At 73.4% G+C, this 23,430-nt stretch carries 26 protein-coding genes; 6 read left to right on the top strand and 20 right to left on the bottom strand.

Annotated elements, in window-relative coordinates; genetic code table 11:
- Positions 1-65: 65 nt before the first annotated feature.
- Complete coding sequence (locus D1781_RS13470; RefSeq protein ID WP_147392099.1) at positions 66-761, top strand: hypothetical protein; 696 nt, start codon at positions 66-68, stop codon at positions 759-761.
- 1 nt (position 762) lies between these two features.
- Here the strand turns inward: D1781_RS13470 and D1781_RS13475 are convergent, their stop codons facing one another.
- On the bottom strand, positions 763-1,629 hold the full coding sequence (locus tag D1781_RS13475) for an alpha/beta fold hydrolase (RefSeq protein ID WP_147392100.1): 867 nt from the start codon (positions 1,627-1,629) through the stop codon (positions 763-765).
- 215 nt (positions 1,630-1,844) lie between these two features.
- Here D1781_RS13475 and D1781_RS13480 point away from each other — a divergent pair, with 215 nt between their 5' ends.
- Entirely contained in the window at positions 1,845-2,546 is a 702-nt protein-coding gene (locus D1781_RS13480) for a glutamine amidotransferase (protein WP_119482750.1), read from the top strand.
- A 115-nt stretch (positions 2,547-2,661) separates the two neighbouring features.
- On the opposite strand, the gene D1781_RS13485 is transcribed toward D1781_RS13480, so the two are convergent.
- From D1781_RS13485 to D1781_RS13505, 5 genes are all read right to left on the bottom strand, one after another.
- Entirely contained in the window at positions 2,662-3,552 is an 891-nt protein-coding gene (locus D1781_RS13485) for an ABC transporter permease (protein ID WP_233551341.1), read from the bottom strand.
- On the bottom strand, positions 3,549-4,475 hold the full coding sequence (locus tag D1781_RS13490; RefSeq protein WP_199706601.1) for an ABC transporter permease: 927 nt from the start codon (positions 4,473-4,475) through the stop codon (positions 3,549-3,551). Before D1781_RS13490 ends, D1781_RS13485 begins: the two co-directional genes overlap by 4 nt.
- Complete coding sequence (locus tag D1781_RS13495; RefSeq protein WP_158590098.1) at positions 4,472-5,632, bottom strand: ABC transporter substrate-binding protein; 1,161 nt, start codon at positions 5,630-5,632, stop codon at positions 4,472-4,474. The genes D1781_RS13490 and D1781_RS13495 overlap by 4 nt, the downstream gene beginning before the upstream one ends.
- 41 nt (positions 5,633-5,673) lie before the next feature.
- Positions 5,674-6,801: an ABC transporter ATP-binding protein gene (locus tag D1781_RS13500; RefSeq protein WP_119482752.1), complete on the bottom strand. Its 1,128-nt coding sequence runs from the start codon at positions 6,799-6,801 to the stop codon at positions 5,674-5,676.
- A gap of 211 nt (positions 6,802-7,012) precedes the next feature.
- On the bottom strand, positions 7,013-8,674 hold the full coding sequence (locus D1781_RS13505; RefSeq protein WP_119482753.1) for an amidohydrolase: 1,662 nt from the start codon (positions 8,672-8,674) through the stop codon (positions 7,013-7,015).
- Between the two features lie 77 nt (positions 8,675-8,751).
- Here D1781_RS13505 and D1781_RS13510 point away from each other — a divergent pair, with 77 nt between their 5' ends.
- Together D1781_RS13510 and D1781_RS13515 are read left to right on the top strand one after the other, a co-directional pair.
- Positions 8,752-8,946, top strand: a complete 195-nt coding sequence (locus tag D1781_RS13510) for a hypothetical protein (RefSeq protein ID WP_119482754.1) — start codon at positions 8,752-8,754, stop codon at positions 8,944-8,946.
- A 249-nt stretch (positions 8,947-9,195) separates the two neighbouring features.
- Complete coding sequence (locus D1781_RS13515) at positions 9,196-9,432, top strand: hypothetical protein (RefSeq protein WP_233551342.1); 237 nt, start codon at positions 9,196-9,198, stop codon at positions 9,430-9,432.
- A gap of 149 nt (positions 9,433-9,581) precedes the next feature.
- Here D1781_RS13515 and cofC read toward each other — a convergent pair whose 3' ends face one another.
- The 4 genes from cofC to D1781_RS13535 all read right to left on the bottom strand — a co-directional run bounded on the left by cofC (position 9,582) and on the right by D1781_RS13535 (position 12,626).
- The gene (gene cofC / locus D1781_RS13520; RefSeq protein ID WP_158590099.1) at positions 9,582-10,295 is read right to left on the bottom strand and encodes a 2-phospho-L-lactate guanylyltransferase; all 714 of its coding nucleotides are present in this window, start codon (positions 10,293-10,295) and stop codon (positions 9,582-9,584) included.
- Positions 10,292-11,107, bottom strand: coding sequence for a coenzyme F420-0:L-glutamate ligase (cofE, locus tag D1781_RS13525; RefSeq protein ID WP_119482757.1), 816 nt, complete (start codon positions 11,105-11,107; stop codon positions 10,292-10,294). Before cofE ends, cofC begins: the two co-directional genes overlap by 4 nt.
- Complete coding sequence (locus tag D1781_RS13530; protein WP_119483320.1) at positions 11,104-12,072, bottom strand: TIGR03557 family F420-dependent LLM class oxidoreductase; 969 nt, start codon at positions 12,070-12,072, stop codon at positions 11,104-11,106. The genes cofE and D1781_RS13530 overlap by 4 nt, the downstream gene beginning before the upstream one ends.
- A 92-nt stretch (positions 12,073-12,164) precedes the next feature.
- Entirely contained in the window at positions 12,165-12,626 is a 462-nt protein-coding gene (locus D1781_RS13535; RefSeq protein ID WP_119483323.1) for an Lrp/AsnC family transcriptional regulator, read from the bottom strand.
- A gap of 81 nt (positions 12,627-12,707) precedes the next feature.
- Here D1781_RS13535 and D1781_RS13540 point away from each other — a divergent pair, with 81 nt between their 5' ends.
- Positions 12,708-13,190: a DUF2000 domain-containing protein gene (locus D1781_RS13540; RefSeq protein ID WP_119482758.1), complete on the top strand. Its 483-nt coding sequence runs from the start codon at positions 12,708-12,710 to the stop codon at positions 13,188-13,190.
- 83 nt (positions 13,191-13,273) lie between these two features.
- Here the strand turns inward: D1781_RS13540 and D1781_RS13545 are convergent, their stop codons facing one another.
- The 4 genes from D1781_RS13545 to D1781_RS13560 all read right to left on the bottom strand — a co-directional run bounded on the left by D1781_RS13545 (position 13,274) and on the right by D1781_RS13560 (position 17,121).
- Complete coding sequence (locus D1781_RS13545) at positions 13,274-13,729, bottom strand: GNAT family N-acetyltransferase (RefSeq protein WP_119482759.1); 456 nt, start codon at positions 13,727-13,729, stop codon at positions 13,274-13,276.
- A complete protein-coding gene (locus D1781_RS13550; protein WP_119482760.1) occupies positions 13,726-14,364 on the bottom strand; it encodes an MOSC domain-containing protein in 639 nt (212 codons plus the stop codon). Before D1781_RS13550 ends, D1781_RS13545 begins: the two co-directional genes overlap by 4 nt.
- Entirely contained in the window at positions 14,357-14,848 is a 492-nt protein-coding gene (gene coaD / locus D1781_RS13555) for a pantetheine-phosphate adenylyltransferase (RefSeq protein WP_199706603.1), read from the bottom strand. Before coaD ends, D1781_RS13550 begins: the two co-directional genes overlap by 8 nt.
- A gap of 83 nt (positions 14,849-14,931) precedes the next feature.
- Entirely contained in the window at positions 14,932-17,121 is a 2,190-nt protein-coding gene (locus D1781_RS13560) for an ATP-dependent DNA helicase RecG (RefSeq protein WP_199706605.1), read from the bottom strand.
- Positions 17,122-17,198: 77 nt separating this feature from the next.
- On the opposite strand from D1781_RS13560, the gene D1781_RS13565 reads away from it, so the two are divergent.
- Positions 17,199-17,756, top strand: coding sequence for an RsmD family RNA methyltransferase (locus D1781_RS13565; RefSeq protein WP_119482762.1), 558 nt, complete (start codon positions 17,199-17,201; stop codon positions 17,754-17,756).
- Between the two features lie 129 nt (positions 17,757-17,885).
- Here the strand turns inward: D1781_RS13565 and thiL are convergent, their stop codons facing one another.
- From thiL to D1781_RS13595, 6 genes are all read right to left on the bottom strand, one after another.
- On the bottom strand, positions 17,886-18,899 hold the full coding sequence (gene thiL, locus D1781_RS13570; protein ID WP_119482763.1) for a thiamine-phosphate kinase: 1,014 nt from the start codon (positions 18,897-18,899) through the stop codon (positions 17,886-17,888).
- Positions 18,896-19,372 carry a DUF3515 domain-containing protein gene (locus D1781_RS13575; protein WP_119482764.1) on the bottom strand — a complete coding sequence of 159 codons (477 nt, stop codon included), beginning with the start codon at positions 19,370-19,372 and terminating at the stop codon, positions 18,896-18,898. Before D1781_RS13575 ends, thiL begins: the two co-directional genes overlap by 4 nt.
- The gene (locus tag D1781_RS13580; protein ID WP_119482765.1) at positions 19,369-20,451 is read right to left on the bottom strand and encodes a D-alanine--D-alanine ligase family protein; all 1,083 of its coding nucleotides are present in this window, start codon (positions 20,449-20,451) and stop codon (positions 19,369-19,371) included. The genes D1781_RS13575 and D1781_RS13580 overlap by 4 nt, the downstream gene beginning before the upstream one ends.
- A 23-nt stretch (positions 20,452-20,474) precedes the next feature.
- Positions 20,475-21,293, bottom strand: coding sequence for a hypothetical protein (locus D1781_RS17365; protein ID WP_147392101.1), 819 nt, complete (start codon positions 21,291-21,293; stop codon positions 20,475-20,477).
- 204 nt (positions 21,294-21,497) lie between these two features.
- The gene (locus D1781_RS13590) at positions 21,498-22,493 is read right to left on the bottom strand and encodes an NAD(P)H-dependent glycerol-3-phosphate dehydrogenase (protein WP_119482767.1); all 996 of its coding nucleotides are present in this window, start codon (positions 22,491-22,493) and stop codon (positions 21,498-21,500) included.
- A 142-nt stretch (positions 22,494-22,635) separates the two neighbouring features.
- Positions 22,636-23,427 carry a lysophospholipid acyltransferase family protein gene (locus D1781_RS13595; RefSeq protein WP_119482768.1) on the bottom strand — a complete coding sequence of 264 codons (792 nt, stop codon included), beginning with the start codon at positions 23,425-23,427 and terminating at the stop codon, positions 22,636-22,638.
- Between the last annotated feature and the right edge of the window lie 3 nt (positions 23,428-23,430).

Genomic DNA, 23,430 nt, shown 5'->3' on the forward strand with positions numbered 1-23,430 from the left:
CGGTGCTGCTCGCCGGGTGCACTTCCCCCGGGCCGAGTCCGGCGCCGTCCACCGCGACCGTCACGGTGACGCCGACCGCGACGCCGTCGGGTGCGACGCCCAGCGCGAGCGCCTCGGCCGCTCCGACCTCCGCGCCGAGCCCGGTCTCCTCCCAGCAGGGCGGTGGGAAGGGCTGCTCGCAGAACGGCGTGCCCATCCCGTCGGGTGCGGCCACCGCGACGATCGCGGACGTCGACGAGACCGACTCGGACGCGACCGAGTTCTACGCGGAGCAGCCGCACGAGTTCGGGGTGCACACGAAGTCCGGCGCGACGGTCGCGTTCCGCGACGACCTCGTCGGCGGAGGCACGCACAGCGGCTGGACGGCGCGCCTCGACCTCGCGGTCGTCGCGGTGCTCGACGACGGACGCGCAGCGGACCTGTACTCGTTCGTGAACTGCCGGTTCGTGCAGCCGAAGGGCGTCGACGGCAAGCCGTACACCTTCCTGCTCGCCGGCTTCGGCACCGCGGGGACCGGCGTCGGCTGCTCCTCGTACGTCGACGGTGCGCGGAAGCTCGTCGGGCTGAACGCGGTGAAGCTCGCGAACGGGCGGTACCGCATCGACTCGACCGAGGTGAGGGTCGCCGCGAATGGGCTGACCGCGACGAACGGCGCGACCACGAGGGGCACGACCACCTACGCCGCGGACAGCCCGCAGGTCCGCGCGGCGAACACCTCGACATGCGGGGACGTGCCGAAGGCAGGCTCGAGGGGCGAGTGACCTAGCGGTCCTGCTCCCGGAGGAACGACTCGACCTCGCGGACGAACCCGGCGGGGTCCTCGATCTGCGCCGCGTGCCCCACGCCCGGCAGCGTCCGGGTGCGCGCGTGGGGCAGCGCGGCGGCCGCGGCCCGGAGCTGCTTCACCGGCAGCACCGCGTCCCGTTCGCCCCACAGCACGAGGGTCGGCGTGCGGCGCTCGACGAGCGGTCGGAGCGCCTCCGCCCGCCACCGGCGTCGCACGCCCAGCCAGCCGCCGAGCTCGTGCACGACCTGGAAGTAGGCGCGGCGCTTGTCGCGTCGACTCACCCGCTCCAGCCCCTCCGCGATGAGCCGCCTCGTCGCGAACGCCTTGTCCGCGAAGAGCATCCGCGTCTGGATCCGGGCGGCGACCCGGCGGAACGCGAGCAGCGCAGGGCCGACCCCGTGCACCGCCATCAGGCGCAGCCCGATCGTCCCGCCCGAGGCGAAACCCGGCGACGAGGAGAGCACGAGCGCGGACACCGCGGCCGGGTCGTCCGCGTGCAGGCGCAGCGCGACGGCACCGCCCATCGAGTTGGCGACCGCGACGACCGGCTCGCGGACTCCGAGCGCCGCGAGCGTGCGGCGCACGACCTCGGTCATGGAGCGGAGCGTGACCCGCTCCGACCAGGCCTCCGAGTCGCCGCACCCCTCCAGGTCGATCGCGATGACCCGCCGATCCGCGGCGAGGGCGGGCACGACCTCCGACCAGTCGCGGCGGTCGCGGCCGACGCCGTGCAGGAGGAGCAGCGGATCGCCGTTGCCCGCGACCGTGACGCCGACCCGGTGCCCGTCGACGAGGCGGGTCGCCCGCCACTCCGGCCCGCGCTCCGACATCGCTGCTCGCACGGCATCGCCTCCCCCGCCCCAGCGTGCGCCGCTCCGCCTGAACGGGACCGGCGCGGCCCCTGGGCGGGCTGCGAGCGCGTCGGCAGGCTCCGAGCACGTCGGCAGGTCAGGAGGAGGCGTTCAAGCCTGGCGAAGCGCGCAGGGCCTGCCGAGGCGGCGCACCGGAGCCGCTTGGATGGAGGCACTCCTCCCACCGCGATCCCGAACGGAGCCGCATGGCGCGCACCGCGGTCGTGCTCCAGCACGCCCCGACCATCCACCTCGGCAACATCCGGCCGGTGCTCGAGGAGCACGGCTACGACGTCCGCGTCGTCGACGTGACGACCGAGGACGTCGCGGCGATCGATCCGGCCGACGCCGACCTCGTCGTCGTGCTCGGCGGCGAGATGGGCGCGTACGAGGTCGAGGCGTACCCGTTCCTCGAGGAGGAGCAGCGCCTGCTGCGCGAGCGGCTCGCGGCGGAGCGGCCGACGCTCGGCATCTGCCTCGGCGCGCAGCTGATGGCGCGGTCGCTCGGCGAGCGCGTCTACCCGGGCGGCACGCGGGCGATCGGCTACCGCCCCGTCGAGCCGACGCCGGCCGGGGCGGACTCCCCCATCCGGCACTTCGCCGGCGTCCCCGTCGCGCAGTGGCACGGCGACACGTTCGAGCTGCCCGCGGAGGCGACGCTGCTCGCCTCCTCCGCCGACTACCGGAACGAGGCCTTCGCGATCGGCCGGCACGCGCTGGCCGTGCAGTTCCACCCGGAGCTCACGCCCGAGATGCACGAGCAGTGGATCGCGGACAGCCCGGACGAGCTCGCCGAGCACGCGATCGACCCCGAGGCGCTCCGCCGCGAGCGGGAGCGCTACTCGGCCCGGATGCAGCAGGCCTCCCGCGCCGCCTTCTCCGAGTGGCTCGCCGGCCTGGACGGCTGACGCCTCCGTCGCGGATCCGCAGAAATCGGCCGACACGCCGCGCGGGCAGCCTCCGCACGCGGCGTGTCGGGCGAGAACTGCGGATCCGCGCAAGAAATGCGGATCCGCGAAGGGGTCAGCCGCCGGCGAGGGTGCTCGCGAGGCTCATTCCCTCGCCCGTGCGGCGCCGGGCGGTGACCAGCACGATCGCCACCAGCGCCAGCGCGACCAGCGTGAGCAGCAGCATCAGCGTCGACATCGCGGCGATCGACGGCCGCAGCGCCGAACGGATCGACGCGAACACGTAGACCGGGAACGGCGTCGCGTCGGCGGTCGACACGAAGCTCGAGAGCACCGTGTTGTCGAGGCTCAGCGTGAACGACAGCAGCGCGCCCGAGATCACCGCGGGCCGCATCAGCGGGAACGTGATGTCGAGGAAGCGCCGGAGCGGTGGAGCGCCGAGGTCGGCCGCGGCCTCCTCCAGCGACTCCGACAGGCCCGCCATCCGCGCCCGCACGATGAACGTCACGACCGCGCACGAGAACAGCGAGTGCGCGATGATCAGCCGCACGATGCCCGCGTTCAGCGGCGTCAGCCCCCACTCCGTGCCGAGCGTCACGAACCACGGCAGGAGGGAGACGGCGTTCACGATCTCCGGCGTCACCATCACGAGGCCGAGCAGCGCGGTGAGCCAGCCGATCCAGCGCGCGCCGGCCCGGCGCGCGACCGCGACGCCGGCGAGCGAGCCGAGCACCGCGGAGAGCAGCGCGGAGAAGACGCCGACGTAGATCGACACCTGCACGCCGCTCGTGATCGCCGAGTTCGTCAGGGCGTCCGCGTAGGCACCGAGCCCGAAGCCCTGGTACGACTGCAGCAACCGACCCTCGTTGAACGAGTAGGCGACGATCACGAGCACGGGGAAGAAGAGGAACAGGAACCCGAGCACGCCCCAGACCCCGAGCAGCACGGTCGCGGCGTCCGGGCGGCGCTTCCGCGCCTGCGGGGTGCCGGAGGCGAGCGCGGTCACGCCTCCGCCTCCACGATCGCGACGCGCTCGTGCCGGTCGACGAGCGCCTTCACGAGCCGGAACAGCAGCGCGAACACCACTACGACGGCGAGGATCGCGATCATCAGCACGATCGCCATCGCGCTGCCGAGCGCCCAGTTCTGCGCGACGTTGAACTGCGTCGCGACCTGCTGGCCGACCATGCTGCCCGCCGCTCCGCCGAGCACGCTCGGGGTGATGTAGTCGCCCATCAGCGGCACGAAGACGAGCAGCAGCCCCGCCGCGATGCCCGGCATCACGATCGGGAGGGTGACCCGCCGGAAGGTCTCGAGCGCGTTCGCGCCGAGGTCCCGGCTCGCCTCCAGCAGCCGGTGGTCGAGCCGCTCGAGCGTCACGTACAGCGGCAGGATCATGAGCGGCAGGTAGTTGTAGACGACGCCGAGCTGCACGGCGCCCGGCGTGTACAGCAGCTGCGGTGTGCCGAGGCCGAGGCCGCGGGAGATGTCCGCGACGAACGACGTCGGGCTGAGCACGATCTGCCAGCCGATCGTCCGGACGAGGAAGTTCGTCCAGTACGGCACGAGGACGAGCGCGAGCGCGATGCCCTGCAGCCGCGCCGGCAGCTTCACCGCCATCCAGTACGCCATCGGGAACGCGATGACGAGGCAGAGCAGCGTGCCGATCAGCGAGATCTGCAGGGTGCGCCCGAACACCGCGAGGAACGTCGGGTTCAGCGCCTCCACGTACCGGTCGAGCGACAGCACGTCGTTCGCGTGCGTGACGTAGAGGCTCGGCTTGCGGCCGAACGAGTACCAGAGGATGACGAGGAACGGCGCGACGAAGAAGAACAGCAGCCAGACCGTGATCGGGGCGGCGAGCACCCCGATGCTCCAGCGGAGGCGCCGGCCCGCGGTGCGCGGGGCCGGCAGGGCGAGCGCGGTCACGAACCCGCCGCCGCCTGGATGTCGTTGAAGATCTTCACGCGCTGCTCCTGCGACTTCGGCACGATGTTGAACTCGAGCTTCTTCGACTCCTCGGACGTGTAGAAGATCAGGTCCGGCCGCTCGACGTCCGCGGACTTCGTCTGGTCCTCGATGCCCGTGGTCAGGGTGTCGTAGCCGATGTACTCGAGCTCCTTCAGCGACACGTCCGGCTTCAGCACGTAGTCGATGAAGGCGTGCGCGGCGTCGACGCTGTCCGCGCCCTTCGGGATCGACCAGTTGTCCTGGAAGCGGCTCGCGCCCTCCGTCGGCTTGACGAAGCGGTAGCGCTCCTTGTCGTCGTTCTCGATGATCCCGAGGCGGGCGTCGCCGTTCCACGCGTGGGCGAGCACGCGCCCGCTCTGCGCGATCGTGTTCGACACGTACGACTCGAACTGCTGCACGTGCGGCGCGATGTTCTTCACGAGCCAGTCGCGCGCCTCGTCGAGCGTCGCGCTGTCGTTCGTGTTGATGTCCTCCCCGATCGAGAAGAAGTAGGCCCAGAGGATCTCGTTCGGGTCGCCGAGCAGGCTCGTCTTGCCCGCCGCCTCCTTCTGCGCGGCGTCGAAGAAGTCCTTCCAGGTCGTCAGGTCGCGCTTGATGACGGTGGTGTCGTAGACGTAGCCGGTGACGCCGGCGGCCTTCGGCACGCTGTACCTGTTGCCCTTGTCGAACTCGGTGTCGAGCGCCTCGGCGCGCACGTTCTTCAGGTTCGGGAGCTTGTCGTGGTCGAGCTCCTCGAGCAGGCCGAGCTCCACCATCTGCGGCACGAAGCCGAGCGTCGGGACCACGAGGTCGTACCCGCTCGTGCCCTTCGCGGCGGAGAGCTTCGCGATCATCTCCTCGTTCGAGTCGTAGCTGCCGAGCTTGACGGAGGCGCCGCCGCTGGTCTTCGCGAACGACTTGAGCACGGCCGGGTCGTCGTACTCGCCCCACGTGTAGAGGTTGAGCGTGCCGGAGCCGCCGCCGGCCGCACCGCCGCCACCGCCGCCCGTCGAGGGCGCGCACGCGGCGAGGGCCGCGGCGGCGCCGGCACCGACCACGCCGCTGAGGAACAGCCGGCGCGAGAGGTCCTTCCGGATCACGGAGGGGACGAGGACGTTCAGCGGGCGGTCCGGCACGGCGTGCTCCTTGCGGTTCGGGGTCGTCGGGGAGGACGGGGTCAGGCGGGGTAGACCATCGGGGCGTCCGCGGGCCACCGGCAGGTGACGGTCGCGCCGATCGTCGCGGGGATCTCGACGCCCCACGGCACGCGGGCCATGACCTTCTGCCCGCTCGCGGTGATGGTCACGACCTGCAGGTAGGAGCCGAGCCGGCTGACGCTCATGAGCGTCGCGGTGACCGCGTTCGGCTCGTCGGGCGCCGGCCCGTCGGCGACCGCGATCGACTCGGGCCGGACCGCGACGACGGCTGCGGCACCCGGTGCGACGTCGCCGCCGCGGGTCGCGTGGACGGCCCCGTCGGCGACCTGCACCGCGACCGCCGTCGAGTCGGCGCCGGTGACGGTGCCCTCGAAGAAGTTCTGCTGGCCGATGAACCCGGCGACATAGGCGGAGGAGGGCCGGTCGTACACCTCGGCGGGCGACCCGATCTGCTCGATCCGACCGCCGTTCATCACGGCGATCCGGTCGCTCATCGTCATCGCCTCCTCCTGGTCGTGCGTGACGAACACGAAGGTGGTGCCGAGCTGCTGCTGCAGCAGCTTCAGCTCGATCTGCATCTCCTCGCGCAGCTTCCGGTCGAGCGCCGACATCGGCTCGTCGAGCAGCAGGACCGCGGGCCGGTTCACGAGCGCGCGGGCCAGCGCGATGCGCTGCTGCTGGCCGCCGGAGAGCTGCGCGGGCATGCGCGACGCGAGGTGCTGCATCCGCACCATCCCGAGCGCGTCGGCCACGCGATCGGCGATGTCCGCCTTCGGCACCTTCGCGTACTTCAGCCCGTACGCGACGTTCTTCGCCACGGACATGTGCGGGAAGAGCGCGTAGCTCTGGAAGACGGTGTTGACCGGCCGGCGGTAGGGCGGGGTGGTGCCCATCGCGGTGCCGCCGATGGTGATCTCGCCCTCGTCCGGCAGCTCGAAGCCGCCGATCATCCGCAGCGTCGTCGTCTTGCCGCAGCCGGACGGGCCGAGCAGGGAGATGAACTCCCCCGCTGCGATCTCGAGGTCGAGCGACTTGACCGCCCAGTTCTTCGCGTAGAGCTTCGAGACGCCCGCGAGCACCACGCGACCCGCACCGGGGTCGTCCGCCACGAGGTCGGCTGGCGGGGCGGCGATCGCGGTGTCGGTCATCGGATCGGGGGCTCCTTCGGTGCTGCGGCGCGGCGGCCGGGCACCGCTTCGCTGACCTGAACGTAGGGTGCACGGAACGACGAGGACAACCTCAGCACGCGACCGGAACCGACCTTTTACACGATCGAAACGGGCGCCAGCAGCGGGAACCGCACTCGAACGCCCCCATGGCGACGGAATTCGTCGGTGGCGCCCACAAAGGCACTCGCGGTCAACGGGCGTGCACGACGCGTCCCGCGCTCACCGTCGCGGCGGTGCGCACCGCGTGCAGCGCCTCCGCCGGCTGGAGGAACGGGTCGCGGTCGGCGACGGCGACGTCGGCCCGTCGCCCGACCTCGAGCAGCCCGGCCTCGTCGTGGTGCGCGACCCGCGCGGAGCCGGCCGTGTAGGCCGTGAGCGCCTGCTCGAGCGTCAGCGCCTCGTGCGGCCCGAGGGGCTCCCGCAACGAGCCGGCCTCGATGCGGGTCACCGCGACCGCAATCGCCTGCCACGGGTCCGGCGTCGACACGGGCCAGTCCGAGCCCATCGCGAGCGGCACGCCGGCCGCGGCCATGGACGCGAACGCGTACTGCTGCTCGAACCGCTCCCGGCCGACGAGCGGCAGGTTCAGGTCGACCATCTGGTCGCTCCGGCACGCCCAGAACGCCTGGAGGTTCGCGGTCGCACCGCTGCGGGCCATCCCGGGGACGTCCGCGAGGTCGACCTGCTGCAGGTGCGCGAGGTGGTGGCGCAGGCGCCCGCCGTCGGCGACGCGGTTCGCGAGCTCGATCGCGTGCAGCGCATCGGCCACCGCGCGGTCGCCGATCGCGTGGATGTGCAGCTGGAACCCGGCCGCGGCGAGCGCGGGGGCGACGGCGTCGAGCACCTCGGGCGCGAAGTGCGTCGAGCCGGTCTCCGCGGTCGGGCGGCCGTCGGCGTCGAGGTAGGGCGCCTTCATCGCGGCGGTGCGGCTCTCCGGCACCCCGTCGAGCATGATCTTCACGCTCGTCGCGCGGAAGCGGCCGCCGGCGGACCCCCGGCGGTCGCCGATCCGGTCCCGCGCCGCGACCAGCCCGGCGACGACCCGGTCGACGTCCGCGACGCCGATGCCGCGCTCGAGCCACAGCGCGCCGGAGACGAGCACGGACAGCCGGCCGGCGTCGATCGCGGCGAGATAGGCGTCGGTGGGGTCCCGGACACCGGAGTAGGCGCCGATGATCGCGTCCTGCCAGCCGGTCACCCCGAAGCCCGTCAGGTACCGCTGCGCCTCGTCGAGCGCCGCGACGTGCTCCGCGTCGGTCGGCACGGGCAGCAGGTCCGCGAGCAGCTCCATCGCCCCCTCCTGCAGCGTCCCGGAGGGGGCGCCGTCGGGGTCGCGGTCGATGTGCCCGTCGGCGGGGTCGGCGCGGTCCCCGTCGATGCCCGCGGCGGCGAGCGCGGCCGGCGAGACCCACGCGCCGTGGTGGTCCGCGTTGACGAGGTAGACCTTGCGCCCGGGCACGACCCGCTCGAGTGCGTCCGCGCGGGGCAGCCCGCGCTCGAAGTCCGCCATGTGCCAGCCGCCGCCGACGATCCACTCGTCGTCGGGATGCGCGTCGGCGTAGGCGCGGATGCGGGCGAGCGTGTCCTCGGCGCCCACGGCGTCGGTGAGGTCGCACCGGAGCCGCTCCCCGCCGCCCTGCGCGGGGTGCACGTGCGCGTCGACGAACCCGGGGCCGACGAGCCCTCCCGGCACGTCGAGCACCTCGGCTCCGGGGCCCGCCGCCTCCCGCGCCTCGGCGAGACCGCCGATCGCGACGATCCGGCCGTCCCGGACGGCCACCGCGGACGCGGACGGGTGGAGGGCGCGGCCGGTGAACAGGCGTGCGCCCGCGACGACGAGCGGTCGGGTCATGCCCCCGCACGCTAGCGGGCGGCGACACGGCCCGTCCGCGTCAGGCCCTTCCAAGCCGGTACCGGGAGGATCGCGGCATGGACCACATCCTGGGCGCGCTCCTCGGCATCGGCCTGCTCGTCGCGAGCATCGTCTGCTTCCCGCTCGGGTTCGCGCTCGAGGCGGTCAACCCGTTCTTCCTGCCGGCGTTCTTCGTGCTCGGGATCCTGCTGCTCTCCGCGACGCTGCCGGTGCCGATCTTCATCCTCGACCGGCTCGACGGCCGGAACTGAGCGGGGCGCGCGCACCGCACTCGCGGGCGCCACACCCCGGGCCTCCAGGGTCGCGACCTAGCGTCGCCGGACCGGACGAGGAGGACCTCATGAGCACTGCGCCCGACCGACGCGACCTGCCGCTGCCCGACTACGACCCTCCCCGTCGCACGGCCTGACCGCCGCTTCGCGTCGCCCAGGAACCGGCTCCGTGGGCCCATTCCCTTAGGGACCCTGCCGAGCCGCATCTCGGCGCTCGACGCCGACGGCGTGCAGCAGCTGCTCGAGTACGAGGAGGCGCACGGCTCGCGCCTCCCGGTCGTCGAGGTGCTCCGCCACCGGATCGAGGCGCTCGAGCAGGGCGCGCAGCCGAGCGGCGCGGTCGAGCAGTCGATGCCGGAGGTGTCGAGCACGCAGGGCGGCTCCCCGGTGTCGCCAGCGACGGCCGGCCCGGTGATCAACCCGCCGTCGCACGGCGACCCGACCAACCCGGCGCAGCCGCGCTGAGCCCGGGCGCCCGCGAAAGGGTGCACCCTCGCGCGGTACTCCTGCCGCCGCGCGGTCGGCATGCGTACCGCGCGGCGGCACGGGTACCGCGCGGCGGCACGGGTACCGCGCGACGGCACGGGTACCGCGCGACGAGCGGGGCGCCGCGGTCAGCGACCGGCGGGACCCCGGCGGTCGCGGCCGATGTAGCGGCTCTGCCCGATCCCGCGGACCGGGGTCGCGACGGCGCCGGCCGACGCCTCGAGCCCGATGCCGGAGGCGTCGAGCACCGCGCGGGTGTGCTCGCCGACTCCGAGGCGGATCGCGGCCGCGAGGTCGTCGATCGTGTCGACGTCCCGGCGGAGGCGCTCGGTGCCGCGGATCAGCCGGTGGCCGAGGTCGCGGTGGCGCGACGCCGAGCCGACGCCGAAGGCGGGCAGCAGCGGCACGCCCGGCTGACCGGTGAGCATCACCGTGCCGGTGCTCTGCGCGTCCGCGACGACGCCGAGCGGGATCTCCTCCGCGATTTCGAACGTGCGCTCGAGGTCCTCGGGCTGCAGCGCGGGCAGGTCGCCCGCGAGCACGGCCTGGCCCCAGTCCGGCCACCGGTCGTTCGCGACGCGAAGGCCCGCGGCGATCGCGTTGTTCAGGCCGGGGGCGCCCTGCGTGACGACGGTCACGGCGACGGGCAGCGACAGGTCGTCGACGAGGTGCGGGTCGTCCGTCGTCACGAGCAGCATCCGCACGTGCGGTGCCGCCGCGACCGCGTCGAGCGTGTCGCGCGCGAACGCCTCGGCGAGCGCCGCACGGTCCGGCCGGTCGCCGAGCCGGCGCTTGCCCTCGCTGAACCGCTTGATCGGGACGATCACGACCCAGTCGATCACCACGCACCTCCATCGACCGGCGCGTCCGCGACGTCGCCGGTCTCCTTCGTCGCTTCCGAGTACCCGTCGGAGTAGCCGTCGGCGTAGGCCTCCGCGCTCCCCTGCCGGAACATGTCGCTCTCCCCGAGCCGCACGATCGAGCGCGCGCCGGGGCCGTCGATGTCGAGCACGTGGTGCCCGAGGCCGCGGACCACCGCGACCGGCCGGTTCTCCGCCTTGCCCTTCACGAGGTCCGCCATCGAGGCGATCTCGTCCGCCACGGCGACGATCGTGACGCCCATCGGGCGGCCCGTCGAATCCGGCTGCCCCCGCAGGTCGTCCACCGGCGCGACGCCCGCTACGCCGATCGCGATGTCCGTCTGCCCGTGCCGCCACGGCCGACCGAGCGTGTCCGTGACGACGACGCCGACCGGCACCCCGGCGGCGAGCATGAGCGCGGTCCGCAGCCGGGCCGCGGAGGCGTCGGGGTCGAGCGGGAGCAGCAGCACCGTGCCCGGCGCGACGTTGCTCGCGTCGACGCCCGCCGCGGCGCCGACGATGCCGAGCCGGTTCTCCACGATCCGGGTGATGCCGCCGCCCGGCTGCTCGCGCACCGCGACGACGCGGACCGTCTCGTCCGTGATCGCCTGCTCGCGGTCCTCCGCGACGACCTGGCGGCCCTCCGCCTTCGACACGACCTTGCTCGACACGACGACGATGTCGCCCGCCTCGAGGTCGCCGACCGCGGCGACGAGCAGCGCGGCGAGGTCGTCGTCCTCGTGCACCTCCGGGATGCCGTCCGGCGCCCAGACGCGGACCTCCGCGGCCGTCATCGATGCAGCTTCGGCAGGACGTCGCGCGAGAACACGTCGATCCACTCGCGCTGGTTCCTGCCGACGTTGTGGAGGTAGATCCGGTCGAACCCGAGGTCCGCGTAGCGCTGCAGCGCGCGCAGGTGCTCGTCGGGATCGGCGGAGATCACCATGCGGCCCTCGAAATCCTCGGGCCGGACCATCTTCGCCATCTGCTCGAACTCGAACGGACTGCGGATGTCGCCCTTCGGGAACTTCATGCCGCCGTTCGGCCACTCGCGGATCGCGTTCGCGAGCGCCTCCTCGTCGGTCGGCGCCCAGGACAGGTGCACCTGGAGGACCTTCGGCGCCTTCGCCGGGTCCTTGCCCGCCTCCCGCTGCCCGGCGTCGAAGCGCTCGAACAGCCCGGAGATCTTCTCGAGCGGCGCACCGACGGTGATCAGGCCGTCGACGGCCTTGCCGGCGCGCTTCGCCGTGATCGGCCCGGCCGTCGCGACGAGGATCGGCGGGCGCTCGTCCATCGTCCACAGCCGCGTGGATTCGAGCTTGAAGTACCTGCCGTCGTGCTTGACGTCCTTGCCCGCCTGCGAACCCGTGAAGAGCTTGTCGATGATCTCGATCGCCTCGAACATGCGGTTGATCCGCTCGGGCGCCTCCGGCCAGTAGCCGCCGACGACGTGCTCGTTCAGCGCCTCCCCGGACCCGAGGCCCAGCCAGTGCCGTCCCGGGTACATCGCGGCGAGCGTCGCCGACGCCTGCGCGACCATCGCGGGGTGCCACCGGAAGATCGGCGCGGTGACGCCGGGGCCGAAGTCGCCCGTCGTCCGCTCGCCCACGGCGGTCAGCACGTTCCAGACGAAGGCGCTGTTGCCCTGCGCGGGCACCCACGGCTGGAAGTGGTCCGCGGCCATCACCCCGGTGAAGCCCTTCGACTCCGCGTAGGCGGAGAGCTCGACGGCCTCGGACGGGTGGAACTGCTCGAGCATCGCGGCGTAGCCGATCTGGAGCGCTGACACCCCGTCATCCTTCCACCTGCCGCTGAGCCGTCGACCGCCCGTGCTCGGCGGGCGCGCGGCCCTCAGTCCTCGGCGACGGGCGGGATCACGGCGGGGCGGACGTGCTCGTAGACGACGCTCGTGCGCACGTCGGCGACCTCCGCCCGCTCCGTCAGGCGGTCGATGACGAAGGCGTAGAGCGCGTCGTTGTCGCGGACGGCGACGTGCAGGAGGAAGTCCTCGGACCCGGAGACGACGAAGACCCCGACCACCTCCGGCAGCTCGATCGCCCAGGTGCGGAAGCCGTCGATGTTCGGGCGGCTCGGCGGGCGGATGCGGACGGCGATGAGGGCCTGCACGCCGCGGCCGATCGACGGGAGGTCGACCTCCAGCCGCGCGCCGCGGATGATCCCGCGGCGGATGAGCCCGCGCACCCGGTCGAGCGCGGTCGTGGGTGCGACGCCGACCGCCGCGGCGACGGCGCGGTTCGTCTGCCGCGCATCGCGCTGGAGCTCGGCGAGGATCGCCGTATCGAGTTCGTCCATGCGCGCCATTCCAGCACCTCGGCCGTACGTCGTACGAGCAGCGCCGCCTCCCGGCGCCGGCGCCTCCTACGATCCCGTCGCATGACGGACGAGGCACGGACCGGCCCCGTGGGCTTCGAGCCCGGGGAGATCGACCAGAGCGCGTCGACCCGCGACGCCCGGCTCAAGTGGGTGATCGCGGTCGACGCCGATCAGCCCGAGGGGCGACGGGCGAACGCGATCGCGTGCGTCGCGGCGGCGTTCGGCGCCCGCGTGCCCGGGCTGCTCGGCACGGACGGGATCGACGCGGACGGCGTCGCGCACCCGGGGCTGCCGTGGGCGGGCTGCAGCCTGCTCGCGGCGGACGCCGAGCGCCTCGTGGCGCTGCGCGGCAGGGCCGCCGAGGAGGAGGGCGTCCTCGTGATCGGGATGCCCGCCGCGGCCCAGGAGTCCCGGGTCTACGACGAGTACCTCGCGAACCTGGCGGGGACCCCCTCCGCGGACCTCCGCGAGATCGCGATCGGGCTGATCGGGCCGAGGAAGGCCGTCGAGCGGCTGACGAAGAAGCTGCGCCTGCTCGGCTGAGCCCCGGTCCCCCGTCGCGCGGTGCTCGTGCCGTCGCGCGGTCGGCACACCGACCGCGCGACGGCACGGCTACCGCGCGAGGTTCAGGCGGTGAGGTCGAAGCGGAGGAGCGGGAGCATGCGGCCGGCACGGGTGTCGCTCTCCACCTCGCCGATCCGCTCGGCACCGACCGCGCGGTAGAACCCCTCCGCGTTCGGGTCCGCGCCGATCGTCAGCGAGCGGTATCCCGCCTCCCGCGCGCGGACGAGGAGCGCCTCGAGCAGGGCGCGGCCGATGCCCTCGCCGTGCCGGGACGGGTCGACGAACACGGCCCACAGCCGGCCGTCCGGCGGGGCGCCGAGCACCGCCGTCGCGCCGACCAGCACGTCGCCCTCCGCCTGGACGAGCGGACCGAAGCGCTCGACCTCCTCCGGGCTCCACGTGAGCTCGTGCCGGCACGCCTCGAGGAACGCCGCGTCGTAGCTCCACGACGCCTTCGCGCGCATCGCGAGCGCCGACAGCGCGGCCGCCTCGCTCGGCCGCGCGACCCGGATGCTCATGCCCTCGCGAGCGCCTTCGCGATGTAGCGGTGCACGTCGTCCTGCAGGCGGATCGCGCCGGCGGCCTCCGCGTCGAGCAGCGCCTGCGCCGCGGCCGGGTCCTGCCGCGTGAACCAGCCGCCGATCGTGACGCCGTGGTCCGGTCGCTCGACGACCTCGATCCCGTCGCCCGCCTGCACGTCGCCGGCGCGGATCACGCGGAAGTAGGCGCCGGGCGCGCCGTACGCGCGGAACCGGTCCTGCCAGCCCTTCACGCCCATCCGCCGCTCGAAGACGCCGCACGGCGTGCGCGGGCTCGTCACCTCGAGCACGGCGCCGCCGACGCGCCACCGCTCGCCGATGACCGCGCCGGTGACCTCGACGCCGCGGGTGCGCAGGTTCTCCCCGAACGTTCCCGGCGGGATCTCGCGGCCGAGCTCGCGGGCGAAGTGCTCCGCGTCCTCCTCCGCGTACGCGTAGACGGCCTGGTCCTCGCCGCCGTGGTACTTGCGGTCGGCCTGCACGTCCGCGTGCAGACCGAGCTTCCGGATCCGGATCGGCTTCGCCGACGGCCGCTTGTCGATGGCGGTCGTGCCCACGCCGCCGCGGTCCGGCAGCAGCTGGTGGACGACGCACACCGCGACGAGCTCAGCCACGGACGGGTCCCTCCGGCTGCAGCGCCGCCGCGACCGCGCGCGGCACGTAGGGCGCGATGTCCCCGCCGAGCGCCGCGACCTGGCGGATCAGCGAGCTGGAGACGTGGCTCGTCGCGGGCTGCGCGACCAGGAACAGGGTCTCGACACCCGCGAGGTCGCGATTCACCATCGCCATCGGCGTCTCGTAGGCCGCGTCCGTCGACGAGCGGAGCCCCTTCACGAGCGCCTCCGCCCCGACCTTGCGGCAGTAGTCGACGAGCAGGCCGCTCGACAGCGAGTCGACCTCGACGCCGTCGACGCCGGCCTCCGCCAGCGACTCGCGGATGAGCCGCACCCGCTCGTCCACCTCGAGCAGCGCCTGCTTGCCCGGGTTGTGGGTCACCAGCACGTGGACCCGGTCGAAGAGCCGGGCGGTCCGCCCGATCACGTCGAGGTGTCCGAGGGTGACCGGGTCGAAGGAGCCCGGGACGACGGCGATCCGCACGGCCCCATCCTCCCGGATCGCCCCGCCGATCCGCACCGCCTTCGTTCCGTAGGCGACGGCTGCCTACAAGACGAAGGGGTGGGTCAGTTCTTGTCGAGGAAGGCGCGCGACTCCTCGTCGCTCGTCCGCTCGATCGCGGCGCGGAGCGCCGAGTAGGCGTCGAGGGCCGGGTCCTCGGCGAGCAGCGCCGCGGCGGTCGCGCGCGCCTGCTCGATGATCTCTCCGTCGCGCGTGACGCGCAGGAGCTTCAGCTGCGATCGGCCGCCGGACTGGGAGGCGCCGAGCACGTCACCCTCGCGCCGCAGCTCGAGGTCGGTCTGCGCGAGGGCGAACCCGTCCGTGGTCGCGGCGACCGCCTCCACGCGCTCGAGGGCGGGCGTGCCCTCCTCCGCGTGGGTGACGAGCAGGCAGAGCCCGGGCAGACCACCTCGACCGACGCGGCCGCGCAGCTGGTGCAGCTGCGAGACGCCGAACCGGTCCGCGTCGAGCACGACCATGAACGTCGCGTTCGCGACGTCGACGCCGACCTCGACGACCGTGGTGGCGACGAGCAGGTCGATCCGGCCGTCGGCGAAGGCGGTCATCACGGCCTCCTTCTCCTCCCCGGACATGCGCCCGGTGAGCGCCTCGATGCGGCGGCCCGCGAGCGCCGGCTGCGTGCGCAGGTCCGCGAGCACGCCGGCGACCGTCGCGCGGGGCGGCGCCCCGTCCTCCACGGCGAGCAGGTCGCCCTCGTCGTCGTCCGCGCCGATCGCCGGGCAGATGACGTACCCCTGCCGGCCCTGCTCGATCTCCTCCCCCGCCCGGCGCCACACGTTCGGCAGCCAGCGCGGCTTCGCCGCCAGCGGCACGACGTGGGAGGTGATGGGGGCGCGCCCGGCGGGCAGGCCGCGGATCGTCGAGGTCTCGAGGTCGCCGAACACCGTCATCGCGACGGTGCGAGGGATCGGCGTCGCCGTCATCACGAGGGTGTGCGGCGCGCTGCCCTTGCGGCGCAGGATCTCCCGCTGCTCGACGCCGAAGCGGTGCTGCTCGTCGACGACGACGAGGCCGAGGTCCTCGAACTCGGTCGAGTCCGACAGCAGCGCGTGGGTGCCGACGACGATCTTCGCCCGCCCGGTGATGATCTGCAGCGCCGCCTTCCGCCGCGCGGCGACGCCCATCTGCCCAGTGACGAGCGTCGGCATCAGCTCCGCGGAGAGGTCCGGCCCGAGGATCTTCGCGATCGAGCGGAGGTGCTGCGCGGCGAGCACCTCCGTCGGCGCGAGCAGCGCGGCCTGGCCGCCGGTCTCGGCGACGACGAGCATCGCGCGCAGGGCGACGAGCGTCTTGCCGGACGCGACCTCCCCCTGCAGCAGCCGGTGCATCGGCACCTCGCCCGCGAGGTCGCCGAGGATCTCCGCGCCGACCGCCTTCTGGTCGTCCGTCAGCTCGAACGGCAGCGCCGCGTCGAACCGCGCGAGGTAGCCGCCCGGGCTCGGCACGCGGGGCGTGGCCGCGAACATCGCGCGCACCGCCCGGCGCTGCAGCAGCGCGGTCTGCAGCAGGAACGCCTCGTGGAAGCGGAGGGTGCGCTTCGCCTGGATCCAGTCGCCGTCGTGGGCGGGCCGGTGGATGCGTCGCAGCGCCGCCTCGAAGCCCATCAGGTGCGCGGTGCGGCAGACCTCGAGCGGCATCGGGTCGTCGATCCCGGTGATCGCGCCGAGCGCGAGCTCGATCGCCTTCTCGATCTTCCAGGTGGTCAGGGAGGCGGTCGCCGGGTAGATCGGCAGCGGGGTCTCCTCCCACCGCCTCGCCCCCTCCGGGTCCTTCTCCGGATCCGGCGGCTCCTGCCCCTCCTCCGTGAACATCTGGTGCTGCGGGTGCGCGAGCTGCCGCATGCCCTTGTAGAGCTTGACCTTGCCGCTGAAGAGGCCGCGACGCCCGGGCACGAGCGCGTTCGCGTTCTTCTCGTCGGTGATGAAGGGCTGGTTGAAGAAGACGAGGGAGAGCGTGCCGGTGCCGTCGGAGATCAGCACCTCCTGCATCGAGCCGCGGCGGTTGCGCAGGCCCCGGCTCGTGGCGCGCAGCACCTCCGCGACGATCGTGACGTCGGTCTCGAGCGGGAGGGCGTCCAGGCGGCTGAGCTCGCCGCGCTTCACGTAGCGGCGCGGGTAGTGCGCGAGGAGGTCGCCGACGGTGCGGAGGTCGAGCTGCTTGTCGAGCAGCTTCGCGGTGCGATCGCCCACGACGGCGGCGAGTCGCTGATCGAGCGGCCCCGCCATGCCTCCCATGCTACGGAGCCGCGCCGACACCCGGCGGCCGCGCCTCCCGATTCCCGCCGGCGCCGCGGGTGCGGGAGGGTGGAGGGGTGAGGATCGTCGCGGGGTGGGCCGGGTCGCTGCAGCTCGCGGTGCCGCCGGAGGGGACGCGGCCGACCAGCGACCGCACCCGTGAGGCGCTGTTCTCCATGCTCGAGTCCCGCGACGCGATCGGCGGGGCGCGGGTGCTCGACCTCTACGCCGGGTCGGGCGCGTTCGGGCTCGAGTCGCTGAGCCGGGGCGCCGCCTCCGCGGTCCTCGTCGACAAGGCGCCGAGGGCCGTGCGGGTGCTGCGGGAGAACGCGGCGCGGCTGCGGAAGGCCGCACGCGGCCCGCTCGAGGTGAACGTCGTGCAGCAGTCGGTGCACCCGTTCCTCGCGAGCGCGGCGTCCGGCGTCGGCCTCGCGTTCCTCGACCCGCCCTACGACCTGTCCGACGAGCACGTCGCCGCGGACCTGGTCGCGCTCGCGCCGCTGCTCACCCCCGAGGCGGTCGTGCTGGTCGAGCGCTCGTCCCGCTCCCCCGAGCCGGCGCTCCCCGCCTCCCTCGTCCTCGAGCGCACCCGCACGTACGGCGACACCGCGGTCCACGTCATCGCCCCCGCCTGATTCCGTTTTGAAGGAGTTCTCGACGCGAGCGCGCGAGAACTCCTTCAAAACGGAAGCGGACTTGTCACCAGGCGGCCTTCTCGGCGCCCGCGGAGGGCGTGTCGTGACGAGTCCGCGCCCCGCTGCGGGTCAGGAGGCGCTGAACGAGTCCCAGCCCGCCGCGTCGACCGGGGCGCCGTCGATCGCGACGCCCGGGCCGCCCTCGCGGACCCGGCCCAGGCGGCGGAAGCCGGCGGGCGGCTCGCCCGGGAAGCAGGCGAGGAGCCCGTGGTCCTCGCCGCCGCCGAGCACGAGCGAGAACGCCTCGTTGCGGCCCGGCGGCTCGGCGGCGCCGTCGACGCCGTCCGCTCCGGCCGCGGTGATCACCGCGTCGCCCTCGGCCTCGATCGCGGTGCGGTCCAGATCGAGCAGCACGTCGCTCGCCTCCGCGATTCTTGTCGCGTCGAGCAGGAGGCCGTCGGACACGTCGAGCATCGCGGTCGCCCCGCCCTCCGCGGCGCGCACCCCGTCCGCGACGGGCGGCCGCGGCGCGAGCTGCTCGGCGAGCAGCGGCCCGTGCCGGCGCCGGAGCGCGGCGATCGCGTCGGCATCCTCCTCCCCCGTTGCGAACAGGAGGCGCAGCCCTGCGGCGGCGAGACCGAGCCGCCCCGAGTAGGCGACCACGTCGCCGGGTCGCGCGCCGGACCGCAGCACGGGCTCTCGGCCGTCGAGCGAGCCGGTCACCGTGACCGACAGCGCGAGCACGGGCGACCGGGTGAGGTCGCCGCCGACGACGCCGACGCCCGGCGCGAGCTCGGCGCAGGCGGCGGCGAGCCCGTCGGCGATGCCCTCGAGGTCCTCGACCGGCGTCTCCCCCGGCGCCGCGAGCGCGACGAGCAGGCCGGTGGGTCGGCCGCCCATCGCGGCGACGTCGATCAGGTTCGTCGCCGCGGCCTTCCAGCCGAGCTCGAACGGCGTCGACCAGGCGCGGCGGAAGTCCGGTCCCTGCACCATCGCATCGGTGCTGAGGAGGACGAGGCCGTCAGGCGCCGCGAGCAGGGCCGCGTCGTCGCCGGGGCCGAGCAGCGCCTCCGCCCGTGCCAGCCGAGGGATGATCCGCGCCAGTGCCGCCCGTTCGCCGACGGTCGCGAGGTCGTCGGTCACGAGGAGGTGTCCGAGTCGGCGAGGCACTTCCTGCCGTCGCGCTGCGTCGCCGCGGCGATCGGGTCCGAGAGCGTCTCGAGCACCGTGATCGCCTGCACGGCCTTCGGGTCCAGCACGACCTGCGTGCCGGGCTGGCGGCCGAAGGTGGTGAGCACCTGCCGGTCGGCCCCGGCGATGCGCTCCTCCTCCAGCAGCCAGTCGACGCCGCCGACCGTCTGGCACGGGATGCCGCTCGCCTCCGCGGTCAGCACCCCGCAGGTGAGCGTGACGGCGGCCGGGTTCCCCCACGCGCCGGTGCCCTGCGCGTCCGTCTCGCGGCGGTCGAGCGTGCCGATGCGGTCCGGCAGCCGGACGACGACGCCGGCGCAGCGCGTGCTCGTGGCCTGCGGCGCCGGCGTCAGCGACACCGTCGGCGCACAGCCGGCGAGGAGAAGGGTCACGGCGACGAGCGGCAGGGCGAGGGCCCGCCTCATCGGGCGAGCTCGACCAGCTCCGCGATCAGGTCCGGGTAGGACAGGCCGGACTCCTGCCAGCACCGCGGGAACATGGAGATCGGCGTGAAGCCGGGCATCGTGTTGATCTCGTTCACCACGAACCCCTCCTCGGTGAGGAAGAGGTCGATCCGCGCGAGCCCGCGACCGTCGATCGCCTCGAAGGCGCGCTGCGCGGTGCGCTCGAGGTCCATCTGCTCCCCGTCGCCGAGGCGCGCGGGGCAGATCAGGTCCACGCCGGGAGCGTCGAGGTACTTCGCCTCGAAGTCGTAGAACTCGCGGCCGGTCACGACGATCTCGCCGACGGCGGAGACGCGGGGCTCGCCGCCGGTGCGGCTGCCGAGCATGCCGATCTCGAGCTCGCGGCCGACGAGGCCGCGCTCGACGAGGACCTTCGAGTCCTCCGCGAACGCGCGGTCGAGCGCGTGGTCGAGCTCCTCCGGCCCCTCCACCTTGGACACCCCGACGGACGAGCCGGCACGGGCCGGCTTCACGAACACCGGGTAGCCGAGCGCGGCGACGCGACGGCGGAGGAACGCGGTGTCGCCCGCGCGGTCGGAGGGGTGCAGCGTCACCCACGGCGCGACGGGCACCCCGGCCGCCTGCAGGACGGTCTTGGTGAAGTGCTTGTCCATGCCCATCGCCGACGCGAGCACGCCGTTGCCGACGTAGGGCAGGCCGATCAGCTCGAAGAGGCCCTGGATCGTGCCGTCCTCGCCCCACGGCCCGTGGAGGATCGGGAACGCGACGTCGATGTGGCCGAGCGACTCCTCGGAGCCGTCCGGGCGGCGGACCTTCAGCTCGCGCGTCGTCGTCGACTCGGGCCAGAGCACGCGGGAGCCGTCGTCGCGCACCTCCGGCAGGTGGTCCGGGTCGAGCGCGAACGCGGACGGGTCGTCCCGCTCGAGCACGAAGGCGCCGTCGCGGGTGATGCCGACCGGCACGACCTCGTACCGCTCCCGGTCGATCGCGCCCAGCACGCCGCCCGCGGTCGCGCAGGAGATGCTGTGCTCGCTCGACCGTCCGCCGAAGACGAGCGCGATCCGGGTCTTCTCCGCCACGAGGCGAGGCTATCGACTCCGCCTCACAGGCGGTGGGGCCGCGGGCCTGAGGCCGCGGACGACCACCGGGCCAAATGCGGTCGGAGCGCGGCGGCGAGGCCTGGCAAGCCGGCACGGTTCATGAGTCCGCGCTCGCCCACGATGTCCCAGTGGTCCATGGACTTCCACTGCTCGAGCGCTTCGCGCTGCGCCTCGGCAAACTCCGGAACCTTCTCTCGAGCCACGAACGCCGGGCCAACCATCTTGGGCTTCCGGCCGAGCCACACGTACCCGATTGGACGCACCTCCTCCTCCGCGGAGTCCGCGAGCCAGCAGCCGTTCACGTAGCAGATGACCTGACTGCTGTAGCGGTCGCCGGACTCCTCGAGGATGTGCTCACCGGCGGGACAGTAGTCGAAAGCACTATTGACCATCGCGCCAAACTTCGCTTCGATCCCGACAACGGGGAGCCATTCGGATTGGCCGTTCGCGAGCCGCACACCGCGCTGCGCCACGAAGAGGTCGGGCACGATCCTTGTCGAGCGTCCGTCTCGCATCCGAAGTCGCGCCGGGATGTCGTGCGCTCCGACCAGCCGAAGCTCTCGCGAACTTCCCGTCCCCACCTCAGCTCGCTCGATGAGGTCCGGCTCCGCGCCGGTAAGGCGAAGAAGGTGTACGACGAGAGCACCTTCGAAGACTCCGTCTGCCGCGCAGAGCAGGTCCGTGTAGGCCCGCTCCCGAAGCGGCAGACCGTGTTCTGCTTTTGTCAACGCAGAGACGAAGGCGTTGATAACGCCACTGCCGTGATCCTGTTGGAAATGCTTCGGCGACTTCAATTCGGCCAGAGCTCGGTGCAGCGACATCTATCGAATCAACCAGAACCAGCAACGTCAGACAACAACCAGTTCGCGGGACGAAGTCACCAACGGAAACGGAAGAGTCCGAGTTCCTCCCTTCGCGGATCCGCAATTCCTTCGCAACACGCCGCGGTTCGGGTCCCTTACATTGGCGTGTCGCCCCGGAACTGCGGATCCGCGGAGGAAATGCGGATCCGCGAAGAGGGGCGACTACTCGCCGACCGGGAGGGGGTCCGCGGCGACGTGCGGGGCGATGTCGCGCGGGTCGAGGGTGCCGGCGATGACCTGCGAGACCTGGGTGCAGATCGGCATCTCGACGCCCTTCGCGGCAGCGAGGGCGAGGACCGGCTCGAGAGAGGCGAGCCCCTCCGCCACCTGGTCCATCGTGCGGAGCACGTCGTCCTTCGTGTAGCCCTGCCCGAGGAGGCGGCCGGCGCGGTTGTTGCGGGAGCGCGGCGACTCGCTCGTCGCGATCAGGTCGCCCATGCCCGCGAGGCCCGCGAGGGTGTCCGGCTGCGCGCCGAACGCGCTCGCGAAGGCGCTCATCTCCGCGAGGCCGCGGGTCAGGATCGAGGCCTTCGTGTTGTCGCCGTACCCGACGCCGACGACGATGCCGACCGCGAGCGCGATCAGGTTCTTCAGGACCCCGCCGAACTCCGTACCGATCACATCGGTGTTGACGAAGGTGCCGAAGTAGCGGTTCGCGCAGACCGCGGCGACCCGCATCGCGGTGTCGAGGCTGGAGGCCGCCACGACCGCGGCGGTCGGCTCCTCGCGGGCGATCTCGAGCGCGAGGTTCGGGCCGGAGACGACCGCGATCCGATCGTCGTCGAGGCCGAGCCCCTCCCGGATCACCTCGCTCATCCGCAGCCCGGTGCCCTCCTCGACGCCCTTCATCAGGCTGACGACGACCGCGCCGGGCGCGAGCGCGGGGCCGACGTCGCGGAGCAGGCCGCGGAGGGACTGGCTCGGCACGGAGAGGAAGACGATCTCGGCGCCGCGGAGGGCGCGGCGGAGGTCGCTCGTCGCCTCGATCTCGTCCGGCAGCGCGATGCCGGGCAGGTAGTCGTCGTTGCGGCGGCGGTGCTCGATCGCCCGTGCGACCGCGTCGCGCCGGGCCCACAGCTCCACATCGTTGCCGGCGTCGGCGAGCACCTTCGCGAAGACGGTGCCCCAGCTGCCCGCACCGAGGACCGCGACCCTCATCGGGCCGCCCAGGTGCGGGGTGGTCTCGAGGCTCGCTCGGGCGCGGTTCCTGAGGCTCTCGAAGGGCGCGCCTCGACCAGCGGAGCCAGCGGCAGGGACGGGAGGAGGGCCGACGGGCGGGCGAGCAGCGGGGCACCGGACATCAGAAGGTGCCCGTCTCCGTCTGGCCGTGCTTGACCGGGTCCCAGCGCTCGGTCGGCGCGGTCTCGCCGCGGAGCTCCTCGAGCAGCCCGGTGATCGCCGTCATGATGCGGTCGGTCGCGGCGTTGAGTGCAGCGCGGTCGGCGACGCGGCCGAGGTCGGAGAGGTCGACCGGGTCGCCGAACACCACCTCGATGTGCGCGCGGGGCCGCACCCGCAGCTTCGTGGTGTTGACCGGCATGAGCCCCTGCGAGCCCCAGTGGGCGGCGGGGATCACCGGCAGCCCGAGCTGGAGGGCGAGCCGCGCGGCGCCGGTCTTGCCGCGCATCGGCCACAGGTCCGGGTCGCGGGTCAGCGAGCCCTCGGGGTAGACGATGACGCCCTGCCCCTCGGCGATGATCCGCTTCGCGGCCGCGAGCGGGATCGCGCCGCGGGCGGCACCGCCCCGCTCCACCGGGATCTGCCCGACGGCCCGGAACGCGGCGCCGACCACGGGGATCGTGAACAGCGACGCCTTCGCGAGGAAGCGGGGCGCGCGACCGAGCCGCCAGACCGCGACCGCGACCACGACGGGGTCGATGTTCGAGACGTGGTTCGGCGCGAGGATGAACGGCCCGGTCGCGGGCAGCTTCTCCCGGTTCCGCACGCGGATCGTCGTGACGGCGCGCATGAACGGCACGATCGGCGCGGCGAGCAGCCACCACGCCGACGGCCGTCGCTTCTCCGCGTACGGCTTCGCCGGCCTCGTCCGGACATCCGCGAGGGCGGGCTCGCCCGCCTCCCGTTCGACCATCGC

Source organism: Amnibacterium setariae (assembly GCF_003581425.1).
GTDB classification, from domain to species: domain Bacteria; phylum Actinomycetota; class Actinomycetes; order Actinomycetales; family Microbacteriaceae; genus Amnibacterium; species Amnibacterium setariae.

Excerpts from the sequence above, each read along its gene's own strand:
- D1781_RS13480 (WP_119482750.1), top strand. The coding sequence starts at position 1,845 with ATGGCGCGCACCGCGGTCGTGCTCCAGCACGCCCCGACCATCCACCTC.
- D1781_RS13500 (WP_119482752.1), bottom strand. The coding sequence starts at position 6,801 with ATGACCGACACCGCGATCGCCGCCCCGCCAGCCGACCTCGTGGCGGAC.
- D1781_RS13505 (WP_119482753.1), bottom strand. The coding sequence starts at position 8,674 with ATGACCCGACCGCTCGTCGTCGCGGGCGCACGCCTGTTCACCGGCCGC.
- D1781_RS13510 (WP_119482754.1), top strand. The coding sequence starts at position 8,752 with ATGGACCACATCCTGGGCGCGCTCCTCGGCATCGGCCTGCTCGTCGCG.
- cofE (WP_119482757.1), bottom strand. The coding sequence starts at position 11,107 with ATGACGGCCGCGGAGGTCCGCGTCTGGGCGCCGGACGGCATCCCGGAG.
- D1781_RS13530 (WP_119483320.1), bottom strand. The coding sequence starts at position 12,072 with ATGCTCGAGCAGTTCCACCCGTCCGAGGCCGTCGAGCTCTCCGCCTAC.
- D1781_RS13535 (WP_119483323.1), bottom strand. The coding sequence starts at position 12,626 with ATGGACGAACTCGATACGGCGATCCTCGCCGAGCTCCAGCGCGATGCG.
- D1781_RS13540 (WP_119482758.1), top strand. The coding sequence starts at position 12,708 with ATGACGGACGAGGCACGGACCGGCCCCGTGGGCTTCGAGCCCGGGGAG.
- D1781_RS13545 (WP_119482759.1), bottom strand. The coding sequence starts at position 13,729 with ATGAGCATCCGGGTCGCGCGGCCGAGCGAGGCGGCCGCGCTGTCGGCG.
- D1781_RS13560 (WP_199706605.1), bottom strand. The coding sequence starts at position 17,121 with ATGGGAGGCATGGCGGGGCCGCTCGATCAGCGACTCGCCGCCGTCGTG.
- D1781_RS13575 (WP_119482764.1), bottom strand. The coding sequence starts at position 19,372 with ATGAGGCGGGCCCTCGCCCTGCCGCTCGTCGCCGTGACCCTTCTCCTC.
- D1781_RS17365 (WP_147392101.1), bottom strand. The coding sequence starts at position 21,293 with ATGTCGCTGCACCGAGCTCTGGCCGAATTGAAGTCGCCGAAGCATTTC.
- D1781_RS13590 (WP_119482767.1), bottom strand. The coding sequence starts at position 22,493 with ATGAGGGTCGCGGTCCTCGGTGCGGGCAGCTGGGGCACCGTCTTCGCG.
- D1781_RS13595 (WP_119482768.1), bottom strand. The coding sequence starts at position 23,427 with ATGGTCGAACGGGAGGCGGGCGAGCCCGCCCTCGCGGATGTCCGGACG.